The sequence below is a fragment of the Intestinirhabdus alba genome, from assembly GCF_009711095.1.
Lineage (GTDB): Bacteria > Pseudomonadota > Gammaproteobacteria > Enterobacterales > Enterobacteriaceae > Intestinirhabdus > Intestinirhabdus alba.
In genome coordinates, this window is sequence record NZ_WMJZ01000011.1 from 16,270 (window position 1) to 31,284 (window position 15,015).

Sequence of the window (15,015 nt, forward strand, 5' to 3'; positions counted from 1 at the left end):
TTATTCAGCTTATCGGCACGCGGAGGAAAAACTTTACATTTGAGAAAGGGAAAATTATTCAGAATGCGATATCGACCACCAGCGTGTCGCTATAGGTGCCGGCAGGCGGGGTGGTCTGACCCGCAAGGATCCTTGCGGTATAGTCGTAGCCGCGCTGCAGGCCGTCGCCGCTGACCGTCGACGAGGCGCTGCTGGCCCAGCGCTCCGTGCCGACGCTTCCCCAGCGGCTGGTGCCGCTGCCTTTGTAGATCTCATAGCTCAGCCGGGCGCTGCCGTTCGCCATATTTCTGACGCTGCCGCTGGCGTAGCTACCGTTGTTGATCCCCACGGTATAGGCGCTGCCTTTGGTGCAGGTGATGGTGACCGTCTGCGAGATTGCCGGAAAACTTTTTGCCAGCGGCGCGCTGCCGAAATTGACGTTCGGCGCGGCGAGAGTAATACAGTCGTTGGTGACCGTCAGGGTCAGCTGCAGGGTCGTCGCCAGCGTGCCGGTCTGGGGGGTGAGGCACACCCCCAGTCCCCCAATCTGGCAGACGTTGTAATAGAGGCTGAAGTTAAGCGTGACCTGATACGGCCCGGCGCTAACGTTCTGGCCGCTGACGGTGCGAAACCAGAGCGGCAGGGTAAACCGCGAGGAGCCAGGCAGCGCTAACAGCGCGCTGCCGCTCCAGGTATAGCTGCCGTTGACGGCAATTTCGCTGTTGTTCAGGCAGTTGGCCTGCCCGCATACCCGCACGGGAATGACGTCCGTCACCGCGGGATTGTCGGTTCGCTTCAGCGCCGCGCGTCCGCTGGCGGTGACCGTCGCGCCGGTCAGGGTGAGGGTAATGGTATCGTTGTTGAGCAGGCCAAGCACCACGTCACACTGCACCAGCAGGCTGGCGCTGGTAGCCTGTTCGCCGCCGCTGACCGAAAACGATGAAACGCTGCCGAAGGCCGCGCTGGCCGCTGACGTGCTGCAGGCGGCCCACGCGCCGGGCGTCAGCAGCAGCAGCGCCCACACCCACAGCACCCGGCGAACCATCAGCCGCCGCTCCGACAGGTGAAAGGTCCCAGGGTCTGCAGCCGGTGCTGCGGATTGGCGGGAAGCGTAAAGCTCGTCCGGCAGCGCCTGCCGTCCGGGGTAGTGGCCTGCAGCGGATTGACCTCAGCAAGCTCCTCCAGCCAGACAATGCCGTCATAGCCCACCACCGCAGGCGGATGCTGCGCCCGGCTCACCTGGCTGGCAACCGGCAGCGGCCTGCCGTTTTCATCATGCAGAATAACGCTGGCGACCCGCGCCTGGGTCATCGGGAAATCCACCAGGTAGCCGCTCTGCCGGCGCAGGGCTACCCGCCGTTCGCTCTCCTTCAGCCGGGTATCGGCGGGCAGATTAAGCGTATTAATGCTGTAGCTGGCCGGGTAGTAGGCCGACACGCCGCTGATGAGCAGATAGCCCTGGGCGTTGGTTTTGCCGACCGGCTGATTTTCATAGTTCACCGGCACGCCGGGGTGGCCGCCGGTGCTGACCACCGCGAAGGCGTCGTTAATTTTATTGGCGGTGAACAGCTGGCCGTCCATCAGCACCAGCGCGCCCATCGCCTCTCCCCACCAGGTCATGGCGTCGCTTTCGCCGTAGCCGCCGCCCTGCAGCTCCACGCTGCCGTTACGCCAGCCCAGAGTGCCCTGCTGATAGCTACGCGCCTGCGACTGGCGCGCCCACGCCAGATCCCAGCGAAAGCCGCCGTCGCTCGGCATCGCGTGGCTGTAGTTGATACGCTGAGTCTGCCCGGCATCGGGCGTGCGCTCGATGCTGACGGCCGCGCTATCGCGCTCCCCCAGCGGGATCTGCAGCGACATCGCCAGGGTCCAGTCGCCCTGCGCGTCGTCGCGGCTGGCGGCAAGATAGATACTGGAACCGCCCCACAGGCCGCGGCTCCAGGAGAGGTTCAGCAGCCCGGTTTTTTGCGCATCGAAGCTGCGGATATCAATCCACGCAGCGCCGATATTTCCCAGCGTCCCCATCGAAAAGGAGAGCGAGTAGCGATCGCTGCGCTGGCTCAGGGAGACCAGCGGCGGGTCCCGCTGGTCGACGGACGTTGTCTGGTCATAGAGCGCCAGGTTGCCGAACCCGCGCTCCCGGCGGCTGTGCTGGGTGGCGAGGCTGTAAGCCGTCGTACTGTACTGATAGCCCCAGTCGAGCTGGTGACCGCCCTCTCCCCGCATCCGGCTCTCCGTCCAGGCACCGTTGACCACGCCGAAGCGGCCAAGCTTCACCAGCGCCCCGCCCCCGCCCAGCGCCAGCGACGCCGCCCCTTCGCCGTGGGCTTCCAGAGTCAGAGCCTCCGTCACCCCGTGACGCCAGGTGGCGCTGCCGACCATCGGGCCGTAGTCGACGTTATCGATCCCGTAGTTGCGCCGCAGCGCGCCGAGCGTGACGGCACCGTCGCTGATGCCGGGCCTGAGCAGGCTGCTGGCGACGTAGAACGGCAGCGTGGTGCTCACCTGCCTGCCGAGCGCGTCACGGGTGACCAGCACCGCCTCTCCGGCACCGTTGATCCACGGCAGATTGGTCAGGGTAAAAGGGCCGGGCTGCAGGCTGGTCGACCCGGTGCGGTAGCCGTTAATAAACAGATCCACCGCCGTTGGCACCGCCGCTTCGCCGGAGAAGGTCGGCAGCGGCCAGGTGACCAGATCCGGGCGCAGTGAAAAATCCCGCCCCCAGGAGAGACCGCCAACCCGCACGCTGGTGCTCCAGCTCAGGGCGTCGCTGATAACATCCCCCACCTGCCAGCGGGTGGCGTCCTCTTCGTGCGTGGCGGTAAACACGGTGTCATAGCGGACGTAGCCCGCCTGCCGATCGTCATCGCCGCTCAGGCTGCGGCGAAAGTAGCCGTTGCTGGAAAGCGTGCCGGGATCGCTGAAAAATCGCAGCTCGTGCCAGAGCGAAGCCTGCACGTCGCCGTCGTCGTCCCGGCGGGTATAGAAATCGTAGTTGAGCAGCGCGCCGCTGCCGTGGCGGGCCCCCTCCGGCGGCGTCTCGTCGTTAAACGTCACCCTCCGTTCGGGCAGCCAGTCGCGCGGGGTGGAGAGCAAAAGACGCTGGCCGCTGCTGTCATAGTCGGCTTTAACCTGCGCCAGCTGCGAGACGTTGACCTCTCCCGCCGGGAGATGCTCCGCCGGAATGCCCGCGCGCTGCAGATCGCCGCTGGCGACATAGAACGCATTGTCGCGGCGGATGACCGGCACCACCAGCCCGGTGTCGTAGTGGTTGATGGTCAGCGTCAGGTGGAACACCGCCTGCTCGCCGATGACGCGGGCGTCGGGCGGCGGCGGCAGCGTATCGTCGCCGGGCATGGCGCGGCACAGGCTGGCGCAGGAGAGCAGCAGGCTCATCACGATGCCGCTCAGCGGGCGGGACCGGACAACCATTTGCCGTCCTGGGTATTAATTGCCGCGGTGATACCGTCAGGCTGCGTGACGCCGGCTGGCAGCGGCCAGCGGCGATAGCTTCCGGGCAGCACGTAGCCAAGCAGCCCTTCCGCCATCGAATGCTGCGCCCCGCCCTGCCGTAGCGACACATTGCTCAGGCGTACGTGCACTTTGCCCCCGTTGCGCACCTCCAGCTGCGGCACGCCCTCCGCCCGCACCACCCGCCAGCGCAGCTGCGACACGTCCGCCCTGGCGGGATGCTCCCCCGCCGGCCACGTCGGGATCCCCTCGCCATAGGCGAACAGCGGCAGAGAGTAGCGCATCTGCACCTTCAGCCCCATCTGCGGCGCGGCCCCGTCCTCCGGACGGGGAATTTCATCGACGACAATCCGCCAGGCCTGCTCCGTTCCGGCGGGAATGGCGCTCTGCTTAATAAGCCGGATAAGCTGTTTGCTGCCTTTTTCAATGCGTACAATCGGCGGGCTGGCCACCACCTCCTGCTGGTTCTGGTAGCGCTCGAAACCCTCCTCCTGCCGCCAGCGCACAATGCGCACCTGCATGGTGACCGCCTCGTTCCCCTGATTTTGCAGCCACAGCTCGCCGGCGCGGCTGTCGGCCGCCAGCCAGGGATCGATAGGCCACAGCAGAATGGTTGCCGCGCCGTGCGCTCCCTGGACAAACAGCGCCCCGCTCAGGGCCAATATCGCTCCCCACGTTGTTCTCTTACTCTTCATTGCCCTTCTCCCTTTGCTACCATGACAGGGTCACGGTAAGCCTGTCGGTATAATTTCCCGCCGGACTGAGGCCGGTCAGGGTGGCGACACCGAAGATCGGCAGCGCAATAGCGTTGCTATCGCCGATGCTCACCGACACCGGTTGGTTAATGCCGATCTCACTGTTCGCCGCCAGCGAGGCGGCGCTGTAGAGCCGATAGGGCACCCGCTCGCTGCCGCCGGTACGCTGCATATTGCGCTGGGTGGCGTAATAGCTCCCGCCGTCAATGCTCATGCTGAGCGCCACGCCGGGCGTACAGGCGAGCGACAGGGAGGCATTGGGCACAAAGCTGGCGCTGACCTGGCGGCTGTCAGCACCGCTGAAGCTGCCGAAATTGAGCGTCCCCAGCGCGCCGCCGCTGCCGGTGGTGACTAAACACCCCGGCGTGACGATGGCGCTCAGTTGAAACGACTGGCTGGTCACCGCCAGCGCCGGCAGCGCCATCAGCCCCAGCGCGCCTGAAAAAAGGCGTAGCCGCGCCCCACCTCCGCGCAGGAGGCCCGTCAAAAAGCGGCTCATTGGGGTTGACCGTCAGTAAATTACGCTGACGTTAATGGTGTCGGTGTAGGTGCCGGGAACCACGGTGACGCTGTTGCCTCCGCCCTGAATACGCCCGTACAGGGTGTAGTTGTCCACTCCCGACGTGGTGGACGCTTTTGGAATCGGCGTGTTGTTGGCGATGACGTTGCTGAATCCGCTGTCGCTGTAGAGGCTGTAGGCGACGCCCTGGGCAGGATTGGCCGCATTCACCAGGTAGCGCGGGGGCGTGCCGGTGGTGCCAACCACCTGCGTCGGCGCGGTGGTGTTGGCGTTGCCGACGATCTGCACCGTGTAACTCGCCGTGGTGCACTGGATAGCGAAGGTGTTGCCGCCGGTCGCGCCGGTCAGTTGGGTAGTCAGTTCAGAAAAAGTCGCGGGATGGGTGCCAAAATTCAGGGTACCGAAGTTAATGCCGTTCTGGCTGGGGGAGCCGTTAATCAGGCAGCCGTTGGTCAGCGTCAGCGTCACCCCGATGGTGCCATTGCTGGTCACCGCAGAGGCGAACGCGACCGGCAGCAGCGCCAGGCCAGCCGTTCCCAGCAGTTGATAAATTCTGTTCATGACTTCATCTCCAACAATCCCGCGTTCGGTAGACGCCAGCGCCAGCGGGTGCAAAGGGCGCAGACCGGATAAAACGAGCAGATAATCAGAAATTTAGTTTATAGACAGCAGATCAACCACCGCCGCGCTGCAAAATAGAGCCAATGCATTATTTACATAAAAACACTATTTACATCATTTAGTTAACATCTAGGAAGCGGAAATTTCTGTCGGGAAAACAAAGATATATCGCTTTTTTATGTGATAAAAATCACAAAGCAAAGCCCTGACAGGTAAAAAACCAGCGAATGGCCGATGCCGTTCGGCCAGGGGTGGCCGACGCAGACGGCGGAAAACGGAAAGCGGGGTACGGTAAATCAGCGGGGGATGGAACAGAGCACAGGGCTCAGAAGGTCCGGCCCGCGCGGGGCGGGCCGGAAGATAAGGTCAGGCAACGTGCGACGCGGCAATATCCAGCAGCGCCATTTCATCGCTGTTAAGCAGCTTTTCGATGTTGACCAGAATCAGCATCCGATCGCCCAGCGCGCCCAGGCCGGTCAGGTACTCGGTGGAGAGCGTCACGGCGAACTCCGGTGCCGGGCGGATCTGCTCGGCGGTCAGGGAGAGTACGTCCGACACGCCGTCGACCACGATCCCCACCACCCGCTGCCCAAGGTTAAGCACAATCACCACGGTGTTGTCGTTATACTCCACCTCCCCTTCGCAGAACTTCACCCGCAGATCGACAATCGGCACAATGACGCCGCGCAGGTTGGTAACTCCCTTGATAAAGTCCGGGGTGTTGGCGATACGCGTGACCTGATCGTAGCCGCGGATCTCCTGCACCTTCAGAATATCGATGCCGTACTCTTCGTCCCCCAGCGTAAATACCAGGAACTCCTGGCCTGACGGTTCGCCGGCCAGTTTGGTTACATTAGTCATACCGGTCATATTTTTCCTTCTTACTCATTCAGGCGGCGGTGATCGCCATACGTTGTTCGCGGTTTAGCCCCTGCAGCGCAGAGACATCGACGATCAGCGCGACGCTGCCGTCTCCCAGAATCGTGGCGGCGGAAATGCCTGGCACCTTGCGGTAGTTGCTCTCCAGGTTTTTAACCACCACCTGATGCTGGCCGATAAGCTGATCGACCAGCATCGCATAGCGGCGTCCGGCGCTCTGCAGGATCACGACAATGCCCTGGGTGGCCTCAGTTTTCGCGCCGTCCACGTCAAAGACTTTCCACAGCTCCACCAGCGGCAGGTATTCGCCGCGCACTTCCAGCATCCGCTCGCCCCCCGCCAGCGGATGCAGATCCTCTTCACGGGGCTGCAGTGATTCCATCACCGCGTTCAGCGGCAGGATAAAGACTTCGTCGGCCACCCGCACGGACATGCCGTCAAGGATCGCCAGGGTCAACGGCAGCAGGATCCGGATGGTGGTGCCGGCCCCCTGCTTCGACTGGATCTCAACGTGGCCGCCCATCTCCTGGATGTTACGCTTCACCACGTCCATGCCAACGCCGCGCCCGGAGACGTCGGTCACCTGCTCGGCGGTGGAGAAACCCGGCGCGAAGATCAGCATTCCGACCTCGTCGTCGGTCATATTTTCGTTAACCGCCATTCCCTGAGCGATGGCCTTGGCCAGGATACGCTCCCGGTTCAGCCCCGCGCCGTCGTCGGTCACTTCAATACAGATATTGCCTCCCTGGTGCTCGGCGGAGAGGATCAGGTTGCCAACGCTATTCTTGCCGGCCTCAAGGCGTTTTTCCGGCAGCTCAATGCCGTGATCGAGGCTGTTGCGCACCAGGTGCGTTAACGGATCGATAATGCGCTCAATCAGGCTCTTATCCAGCTCTGTCGAGCTGCCCACCAGCGTCAGTTCGACCTGTTTGCCGAGCTTGCCCGCCAGGTCGCGCACCAGCCGGGGGAAGCGGCTGAACACGTACTCCATTGGCATCATGCGGATCGACATCACCGACTCCTGCAGATCCCGGGCGTTACGCTGCAGTTGTCCCATGCTGGTAATGAGGTCGCCGTGGTTGACGGGGTCCAGCGCGCTGGAGCGCTGCGCCAGCATCGACTGGGTGATCACCAGCTCGCCGACCAGGTTGATCAGCTGATCGACCTTCTCCACCGCCACGCGGATGCTGGTGGATTCACTGCTGCGGGCCGGCTTTTCGCGATCGCCGCGCCCGCCGCGCGCCTCGCCGGGACGCCCTTTCGCCGCCGGCACAGCGGCCTGGGGCTGCGCCACCGGCATTGCCGCCGGTTCCGGTTCAGATCCAGATTCTGCTGCCAACTGGGGGGCCGGGGCATCGGCGGCTACCTTTTCAAAGGCGATTTGATCGGCCTCAATCACAAAGCAGAGTACGGCGATGATGTCCTCTTCCGCTACGCTGCCGTCGAGGGTCGCCGACAGCGAATCGGGGCCTTTGACCACCTCCGTCAGGGTCGCCAGGTTGCCCAGCTCCTCCTCCAGCAGGTCGACGTCGCTCGCCTTCAGGCGGGAGAGCACAATTCGCAGCCGCTCCGGTGCCGGTCGTTCGGCGGCGCTTTCGGCGCTCTCCGCCTCCGGCGTCTCCTCTTCCACGACGCTCAGCCTGACGCCGCTGGTTACCGCAGGGGCAGTTTCGCCTTTCGCCTCCAGGGCCAGCTGGCGCAGGGCGCTACAGATGTATTCGAAGGTTGCGGCATCCGGCTCTTCTGAGCTTTTATAGGCATCAAGCTGTTCCTGCATAATATCTTTCGTTTCCAAAAACAGGTTAATAATAGTGGTATTCAGCTGCATTTCGCCGCGTCGGGCCTCATCCAGCAGGTTCTCCATCAGGTGCGTGGTCTCCTGCAAGATGGTAAAACCGAAGGTCCCCGCGCCGCCCTTAATGGAATGGGCCGCGCGGAAGATGGCGTTCATCTGCTCGGCGTCCGGTGCCTCCGGCACCAGATCGAGCAGATGCTGCTCCATGTCAGCCAACAGCTCGTCAGCCTCATCAAAAAATGTCTGATAAAAATCGCTAATGTCCATGCTCACGCTATCACCTCGGATTGGCTGGTGGCGATGTGGGAACGCTTGCCTGCGAACTCTCCGCAGGCTGTTGTAATACACTTACCGGCTCATTCTGGCTTTCAGCGTTTTCATGCAATATCGCCTCTTCCGCCTGCCGGTTAAGCACCAGCAGACTGATACGGCGGTTTATCGCGTCGTCGGGGCCACGATCGCTTAAGCGCATCGTGGCGGCCATACCGACCACACGTAGCATTTTTCCATCGTCCAGCCCGCCGATCACCAGCTCGCGGCGCGAGGCGTTGGCGCGATCGGCGGACAGCTCCCAGTTGCTGTAGCCCCGCTCACCGTTGGCATAGGGATAATCGTCGGTATGACCGGAGAGGCTGATGCGGTTAGGGATGCCGTTCAGCACCGGCGCAATCGCGCGCAGAATATCGCGCATGTATGGCTCTACCTCCGCGCTGCCGATCTTAAACATTGGCCGGTTCTGGCTGTCGATAATCTGGATGCGCAGCCCTTCCCGAACGAGGTCGATTTTCAGATGCGGACGCAGGGCGCGCAGCTTTGGGTCGGACTCAATCAGCTGATCGAGATCGCCGCGCAGCTTACTCAGGCGGCTCTGTTCCAGGCGTCTTTTCAGCAGGTCGATATTGGGCTGCTTTTTGACCTCCCCCTCCTGCCTGGCGTGGTCGTCGCCGCCGCCGGGGATCGGGCTGTTATCGTGTGAAATACGGCTGCCGCCGGTGACCGCCGTCGCCAGCGGCGTGCGGAAATACTCGGCGATCTGAACCAGATCCTTTGGGCTGGAGATGGAGATCAGCCACATCACCAGGAAAAAGGCCATCATCGCCGTCATAAAGTCGGCATAGGCGATCTTCCAGGAACCGTGCGCACCGTCGCCGTGCCCTTTTGACTTACGCCGCTTAACCACGACGATAGGATGGTTCTGGTTCTTCATGCGTCCTCAGTCGTCGTCTGCTGGGCCGGATTTTTTACCGCGCGGACGTGTTCATCCAGCTCTGTGAACGAAGGGCGCTCGCTGGAGTAAAGGGTTTTACGTCCAAATTCAACGGCGATGGGCGGCGCGTAGCCATTGAGGCTGGAGAGCAGCGTGACCTTCACGCACTGCATCATTTTGGTGGTTTCCGCGCTTTTCTGGCGCAGTACGCTGGCGAGCGGTGAGATAAAACCGTAGGCCAGCAGAATGCCGAGGAAGGTGCCGACCATCGCGTGGGCGATCAGCGCCCCCAGCTCCGCCGCCGGCCTGTCGGCTGACGCCAGCGCGTGTACCACCCCCATCACCGCCGCGACGATGCCGAACGCCGGCAGCGAGTCCCCAACCGCAGCAAGACTGCTGGCCGGCACTTCCGCTTCATGCTCATGGGTTTCAATCTCTTCGTCCATCAGCGCTTCAATCTCGAAGGTGTTCATATTGCCGCTGATGATCAGACGCAGATAGTCGGTAATAAACTCCAGCATCATGGCGTCGGCCAGAATGCGCGGATAGCCGGAAAAAATCTCGCTCTCCTGCGGGTTTTCAATATCCCGCTCCAGCGAAAACATGCCCTGCTGGCGCGATTTAGCCATCAGACGATAGAGCAGCGCCAGCAGATCCATATAGATATCTTTGGTGTATTTCGACCGGCGAAACAGCATTGGCAGGGCCTTCAGCGTTCCTTTGATCGCCTTGCCGTTATTGCCGACGATAAACGCCCCAACGCCCGCGCCGCCGATAATAATCAGCTCAGAGGGTTGATAGAGTGCCCCAAGGTGGCCGCCGGTCATCATATAACCGCCGAGTACTGTACCAATAACGACCAGGTAACCTATTACGATAAGCACGACATCATCCTTCCACTGTTAATCATGGCCGGATAAACGGTCGGGGCGATAACGCGATAGCGGGATAAAAAAAAGCAGCGGTAATGGCTTACCGCTGCTGGAGGGACTCATCCACACCGTATCGGTTAAACAGCCTGTTCGATCTGTTCATCCAGCAGTTGTGGAATAATATCGGCAGCTTCCCGGGAAAGTTTACGCCTTTTTACGGCGCGGGACGGCGGCTGGCATAAACTGCAGGCAAAGCTCCCCACCGGCTGGTGGGCGTGGGTGATAAAGTTACCGCCGCAGCTGCTGCAGCCGGACAGCTGCAGCAGCCCGCTTTCCACAAATCGCACCAGCGTCCAGGCGCGGGTCAGCGCCAGCACCGGCCCTTCTGCCGCCTGAGGGCACTGTTCAAGATAGAGGCGATAGGCTTTAATCACCGCGTTCACGCCGCTGCACAGGCCGGTTTTCAGCAGAAACTGCCAGACGTTGCAGAACATGGAAGCATGAATATTCTGCTCCCAGGTCATAAACCAGTCGGTGGAAAAAGGCAGCATACCTTTCGGCGGAGGGCTGCCGCGCAGCTCTTTATACAGTCTGATGAGCCGGCCGCGGCTTAACTGCGTTTCACTTTCCAGCATTTGCAAACGGGCACCCAGAGTGATCAACTCCATTGCCAGCTGGATATCGTGTGCTTCCTGCACAATACTTTTCTCACTCATCGCTCAGGCCCTTTTTTTACGGGTAGCTTCTCCGCCGCGATTCACTTCGTTCAGCAGCCGCGTGGAAAGCATGATGCCGGTGTGAATTTGCTGTAAATCGTCGACCCGTGAATCCTGGGTCAGACGGGTAACTGTCTGATGGTTGTCAAAGCGAAAGTGGCAGACAAGCTGATTGGTTTCAGCCAGCTTTACCATCTGCGGCAGGGTCAACGCGCCTAAGGTGTTGGCCATCTCTTCATCAATACCGAGACGAAACATCGCGGACGCTTTGTCCTGTGCAATCAGACGCTGTGCAAGAAGTAAATACGACAAATTGATGTCATAAATGTGTTTCAGCAGTTCGGATGTGTGCATTATTCTCATCCAGAATAACCAACTTTATTTTTAATGCGGTAAACCGCACCCCGTGATGTTGCCGGAAAACCCGGAAAATTTAACTAAATGAAGCAGTTAGAATTAATCAAACCAAAGCGTGACGTCGCATCGCCTGACGTTGCCGGTAACGAAGTACATCCACCTTAATTCTTTCTTACAAATAACTAAGATTTTTCCTAATTCGACGCAACTCTACCCGTCAGTCTGGATACATACAATAAAACCGCGCTATAAAGGTGAAATATATGTGACATGAATCACAAAAACATATTAAATTATCCGTTCAAAACCATCAGGCCCACTGTTATTTTGCCTGTTTTTCAACCAGTCGCGCTATTTTTTTCCCCACTTCTACGGGAGAGAGCAGAATAGCAACAATTTATGTTGACTAAAATCTCCTCAAAGAAACCATTACCGCACTTTAATCTGTTTTTCAGACGCTATTTCATTGTTTTATTTAATAAACAATAATTTACATAACAATAGCAGGAATAAATACATCAGGATTATTAAACAGCACAGTTTAATTTATCTTGTGAATTTAATAGGTATTCATTTCCGCGTTGAATAAAAACTCTTTAATTCTTACAAATTCACATATGCCTGCTGCTGAAATAAGCGTTAAATCATTAACAAAATTAATTAATCCCCGGAGCTGACAACATCTTTTTCGTGGTACTGAACGTTGCACTTATAAGCAAAAAGGAGTAGTGCTGCATCAACGCATCAGATTGTTACCCTCAACCAGGAGCGAGATATGCGCTATACCCATCTTCTCGTCGCCGTGGCCGTGGCTCCTGAAAGCCAGCGGCTGCTGGAAAAGGCCATCACTATCGCCCGCCCCCTCAACGCCCGCATCAGCCTGATTACACTTGCCGCCGATCCGGAACTCTATAACCACTTCGCCGGGCCGATGCTGGAAAATATCCGCGAAGTGATGCATGAAGAGACACGGATCTTTCTCGATAAGCTCATTGAAAAGGCGGACTACCCTGTCGGGCAGACGTTCATTTGCTATGGGGAATTGAGCGAGCATGTTCTGAACGTGTGCCGCAAACACGATGTCGATCTGGTGGTTTGCGGCAATCACAACCACAGCTTCTTTTCGCGAGCCTCCTGCTCGGCGAAAAGCGTGGTCAGTTCAAGCCAGGCGGACGTGCTGCTGGTTGCGCTGGCGGGCGATTAGCCCGTATCAGGAGACCGCGTGGGTCTGCCGGAGGCCCTCTTCGCCGCGCGGGGGGATCTGTCTGAGATCGTCAATAAAGCGCTCCTGCCAGCGATGAATATCATTTTTAACGATAATATCCAGCATCTCCGCGTGGCGCGATATCCGCTCGGCAAGCGGCATGGTTAAGGCGCGATTGAGCGCGGCGGCCACCTCGTCGCGATCGTAAGGGTTCACGATCAGCGCGGAGGTAAGCTCGTTGGCCGCCCCGGCGAACTGCGACAGCACCAGCACGCCGGGGTTCGCCGGGTCCTGGGCCGCCACGTACTCTTTGGCAACCAGATTCATCCCGTCGCGCAGGGGCGTAACCAGCCCTACGTCAGAGTAACGGAAAATCTTCATCAGCAGCTTGCGGTCAAAATGCTGGTTCAGCCAGAAAAGCGGCGTCCAGCCCAGCTGGCCATACTTGCCGTTAATACGCCCCGCCTCCGTCTCAAGCTGATGCCGGATGTCCTGATAGGCCTGCACCTCCCCGCGGGAGGTCGGGGCGATCTGCGTGTAGCGAATTTTAGCGCGGTGCTCTGGATAATTTTCCAGCAGGGCCTCGTAGGCCTGGAAGCGTTCCGGTAGCCCTTTCGAGTAGTCCAGCCGCTCCACTGAAAAGATATTTTTAACGTTTTTCAGCTCGGCTTTCAGCTGCGCCAGCTTCGGCGGCAGCGGACCGGCCGCCTGGCGGGCAATCTCCTCCGGCTCGATGCCGATAGGATAAACGTCGGTGCGGAAGGTCTTGCCGCAGGCCGAATGCTGGCGATCGTTCTGGTCGGTCACCCCGGACTGGCTGGCGAGGCTTTCCAGAAAGGCCTGACGATCGTTTTCGGTCTGAAACCCCAGCAGATCGAAATCACACAGCTGCTCAAGCAGCGTCTCCGCCGGCGGCAGCGCGTTAAAAATTTCCGGCGTCGGGAAAGGAATATGCAGGAAGAAGCCGATACGGTTATTCACGCCGCGGCGGCGAAGCTCGCTGGCAAAAGGCAGCAGGTGATAATCATGCACCCAGATGATGTCATCCTCTTTCAGCAGCGGCAGAAGCTTGTCGGCTAACAGCGCGTTAACCCGCAGATATCCCTCCCAGGCAGGACGCTGGAATGCCACCAGATCGAGGCGATAGTGAAAGGCCGGCCATAAGACGGCGTTGGAGAACTGGTTGTAATACTCCTCATAATCCTGTTCGCTCAGGTTAAAGGACGCCCAGGTAATGTTGCCCCGGGTCACCTCCTGCAACGGTCGCTCCTCGTTTCCCAGTTCGCCACTCCAGCCGAACCACAGCCCGCCCGCCGCTTTCAGCGCGCCCAGCACGCCGACCGCCAGGCCACCGGCGCTGGCTTTATTATCCGGGGGGGCAATTCGATTAGATACTACGACTAAACGACCCATAGCCTTCACTCCTGTCATTCATTACTTTTTGTTTTTGTTGTGGATTTACTACGCACTCCAGCCAGTGCCAGACTTCCGGCACGCCAGCCAGCCGCCATTTCGCCTGGGTCTCTCCCTCCCCCACCCTGACGGAGAGGCCGCCGAGGCGGTTAACCACGCTGAAGCCATTTTCATCGGTTAAATCATCGCCAAAAAAGAGGGGGACCCGGCCAGCAAAGGGGGCTTCCTGCATAAAGGCGGCGATGGCTTCGCCTTTGCTGGCACCGGCGGGCTTGATCTCCACGACGCATTTCCCCTGCTGTAGCGCCAGCTGTGGCCAGCGTTGGGTTATGCGCCGGGCCAGCGCCTGCAGGATCGCCTCATGCTGCGGGGCCTGACGATAGTGCAGCGCAAAGGCCATGCCTTTTACCTCCAGCCGGATGCCATCCAGCCCCGCCATCCCGGCGTGCAGCCGCGCGCTAACCTCGCGCTTCAGCTCCGCAGGCAGTTGCACCACCTGCGTCCTGCCATTGATGTCGCGGCGCTCTGCACCATGCACGCCGGCAAGCGGGAAGCGAAACGGCTTCGCCAGCGCGTCAAGTTCGGCCATTGAGCGCCCTGAAATCAAGGCGAGCGCGCCGGCATTGTGCTCTGCCAGGCGATGAAGCAGTGAAAGGATCTTCTGAGGCACAACCACCTGGTCGGGCTGCGGCTGGATCGCGGCCAGGGTTCCGTCCAGATCGAAAAAATAAGCATAATTTGCGGATAAATCAGGGATTACGGTTAACGGTTCTGCCACCCGGTTATCCTCCTTATGGTTTTAACAGCAGCGCGCGGATCGCACTGTATAACGCATGTAAGTATAGCCAGTGTGACTACGCCCGCCATCCGCTGAGGAGGTCGCCAGCGCGCGCGGGCAGCGGCGGCCGGAGTGGCAGCGATAAAAATCGGCGGCCCGGATTCTGCGCCACGGGCGGCTATTTGCCTGCGCATCGCCGGCAAACCGCTGCCGCCAGCGGCCTTATCCGCCGCCCACCTGCCGCATGGGCGACGAAAAATTCAACAGAATCAGGATAATGACGGCGGGTAATCATCACCCTGCGGACCGCCATATATGGGACTTTTCCGATGCCCCACCCCGTCGGGGAAGCCCTCCCGCGCTGTCGTCATGGCGCACAAAGCGTTACCCTCCAGAGCCACGCCCAGGCGGCCTGAAGTATGACGGGTAGAGTCGGTTCCCCGTCCAG

The 15,015-nt window shown here is 60.0% G+C and carries 14 protein-coding genes; 1 reads left to right on the forward strand and 13 read right to left on the reverse strand.

The genetic code is table 11. The features are described from left to right. Nucleotides 1–58: 58 nt before the first annotated feature. The 11 genes from GJV78_RS09590 to flhD all read right to left on the reverse strand — a co-directional run bounded on the left by GJV78_RS09590 (nt 59) and on the right by flhD (nt 11,169). Nucleotides 59–1,024: a Csu type fimbrial protein gene (locus GJV78_RS09590; RefSeq protein WP_155108135.1), complete on the reverse strand. Its 966-nt coding sequence runs from the start codon at nt 1,022–1,024 to the stop codon at nt 59–61. Further along, complete coding sequence (locus GJV78_RS09595; RefSeq protein ID WP_155108136.1) at nt 1,024–3,411, reverse strand: fimbria/pilus outer membrane usher protein; 2,388 nt, start codon at nt 3,409–3,411, stop codon at nt 1,024–1,026. Before GJV78_RS09595 ends, GJV78_RS09590 begins: the two co-directional genes overlap by 1 nt. After that, complete coding sequence (locus GJV78_RS09600; protein WP_155108137.1) at nt 3,387–4,145, reverse strand: fimbrial biogenesis chaperone; 759 nt, start codon at nt 4,143–4,145, stop codon at nt 3,387–3,389. Before GJV78_RS09600 ends, GJV78_RS09595 begins: the two co-directional genes overlap by 25 nt. 16 nt (nt 4,146–4,161) lie before the next feature. Beyond that, the gene (locus tag GJV78_RS09605) at nt 4,162–4,629 is read right to left on the reverse strand and encodes a Csu type fimbrial protein (protein WP_456237475.1); all 468 of its coding nucleotides are present in this window, start codon (nt 4,627–4,629) and stop codon (nt 4,162–4,164) included. An 87-nt stretch (nt 4,630–4,716) separates the two neighbouring features. Further along, on the reverse strand, nt 4,717–5,286 hold the full coding sequence (locus GJV78_RS09610; protein WP_155108139.1) for a Csu type fimbrial protein: 570 nt from the start codon (nt 5,284–5,286) through the stop codon (nt 4,717–4,719). A gap of 426 nt (nt 5,287–5,712) precedes the next feature. Next, on the reverse strand, nt 5,713–6,216 hold the full coding sequence (cheW, locus tag GJV78_RS09615; protein ID WP_155108140.1) for a chemotaxis protein CheW: 504 nt from the start codon (nt 6,214–6,216) through the stop codon (nt 5,713–5,715). A gap of 19 nt (nt 6,217–6,235) precedes the next feature. After that, entirely contained in the window at nt 6,236–8,293 is a 2,058-nt protein-coding gene (gene cheA, locus GJV78_RS09620; RefSeq protein WP_167519485.1) for a chemotaxis protein CheA, read from the reverse strand. 4 nt (nt 8,294–8,297) lie between these two features. Further along, complete coding sequence (gene motB / locus GJV78_RS09625; RefSeq protein WP_155108141.1) at nt 8,298–9,227, reverse strand: flagellar motor protein MotB; 930 nt, start codon at nt 9,225–9,227, stop codon at nt 8,298–8,300. Then, nucleotides 9,224–10,111 carry a flagellar motor stator protein MotA gene (gene motA / locus GJV78_RS09630; protein WP_167519486.1) on the reverse strand — a complete coding sequence of 296 codons (888 nt, stop codon included), beginning with the start codon at nt 10,109–10,111 and terminating at the stop codon, nt 9,224–9,226. The genes motB and motA overlap by 4 nt, the downstream gene beginning before the upstream one ends. 125 nt (nt 10,112–10,236) lie before the next feature. After that, the gene (flhC, locus tag GJV78_RS09635; RefSeq protein ID WP_155108142.1) at nt 10,237–10,815 is read right to left on the reverse strand and encodes a flagellar transcriptional regulator FlhC; all 579 of its coding nucleotides are present in this window, start codon (nt 10,813–10,815) and stop codon (nt 10,237–10,239) included. Nucleotides 10,816–10,818: 3 nt separating this feature from the next. Beyond that, entirely contained in the window at nt 10,819–11,169 is a 351-nt protein-coding gene (gene flhD, locus GJV78_RS09640) for a flagellar transcriptional regulator FlhD (RefSeq protein WP_167519487.1), read from the reverse strand. 778 nt (nt 11,170–11,947) lie between these two features. Here flhD and uspC point away from each other — a divergent pair. Beyond that, complete coding sequence (uspC, locus tag GJV78_RS09645) at nt 11,948–12,376, forward strand: universal stress protein UspC (protein ID WP_155108144.1); 429 nt, start codon at nt 11,948–11,950, stop codon at nt 12,374–12,376. A gap of 6 nt (nt 12,377–12,382) precedes the next feature. Here uspC and otsA read toward each other — a convergent pair whose 3' ends face one another. Together otsA and otsB are read right to left on the reverse strand one after the other, a co-directional pair. Next, nucleotides 12,383–13,789, reverse strand: coding sequence for an alpha,alpha-trehalose-phosphate synthase (gene otsA / locus GJV78_RS09650; RefSeq protein ID WP_155108145.1), 1,407 nt, complete (start codon nt 13,787–13,789; stop codon nt 12,383–12,385). Further along, a complete protein-coding gene (otsB, locus tag GJV78_RS09655) occupies nt 13,764–14,567 on the reverse strand; it encodes a trehalose-phosphatase (RefSeq protein ID WP_167519488.1) in 804 nt (267 codons plus the stop codon). The genes otsA and otsB overlap by 26 nt, the downstream gene beginning before the upstream one ends. Nucleotides 14,568–15,015: the final 448 nt, after the last annotated feature.

Excerpts from the sequence above, each read along its gene's own strand:
- GJV78_RS09590 (WP_155108135.1), bottom strand. The coding sequence starts at position 1,024 with ATGGTTCGCCGGGTGCTGTGGGTGTGGGCGCTGCTGCTGCTGACGCCC.
- GJV78_RS09595 (WP_155108136.1), bottom strand. The coding sequence starts at position 3,411 with ATGGTTGTCCGGTCCCGCCCGCTGAGCGGCATCGTGATGAGCCTGCTG.
- GJV78_RS09600 (WP_155108137.1), bottom strand. The coding sequence starts at position 4,145 with ATGAAGAGTAAGAGAACAACGTGGGGAGCGATATTGGCCCTGAGCGGG.
- GJV78_RS09605 (WP_456237475.1), bottom strand. The coding sequence starts at position 4,629 with ATGGCGCTGCCGGCGCTGGCGGTGACCAGCCAGTCGTTTCAACTGAGC.
- GJV78_RS09610 (WP_155108139.1), bottom strand. The coding sequence starts at position 5,286 with ATGAACAGAATTTATCAACTGCTGGGAACGGCTGGCCTGGCGCTGCTG.
- cheW (WP_155108140.1), bottom strand. The coding sequence starts at position 6,216 with ATGACCGGTATGACTAATGTAACCAAACTGGCCGGCGAACCGTCAGGC.
- motB (WP_155108141.1), bottom strand. The coding sequence starts at position 9,227 with ATGAAGAACCAGAACCATCCTATCGTCGTGGTTAAGCGGCGTAAGTCA.
- flhC (WP_155108142.1), bottom strand. The coding sequence starts at position 10,815 with ATGAGTGAGAAAAGTATTGTGCAGGAAGCACACGATATCCAGCTGGCA.
- flhD (WP_167519487.1), bottom strand. The coding sequence starts at position 11,169 with ATGCACACATCCGAACTGCTGAAACACATTTATGACATCAATTTGTCG.
- uspC (WP_155108144.1), top strand. The coding sequence starts at position 11,948 with ATGCGCTATACCCATCTTCTCGTCGCCGTGGCCGTGGCTCCTGAAAGC.
- otsA (WP_155108145.1), bottom strand. The coding sequence starts at position 13,789 with ATGGGTCGTTTAGTCGTAGTATCTAATCGAATTGCCCCCCCGGATAAT.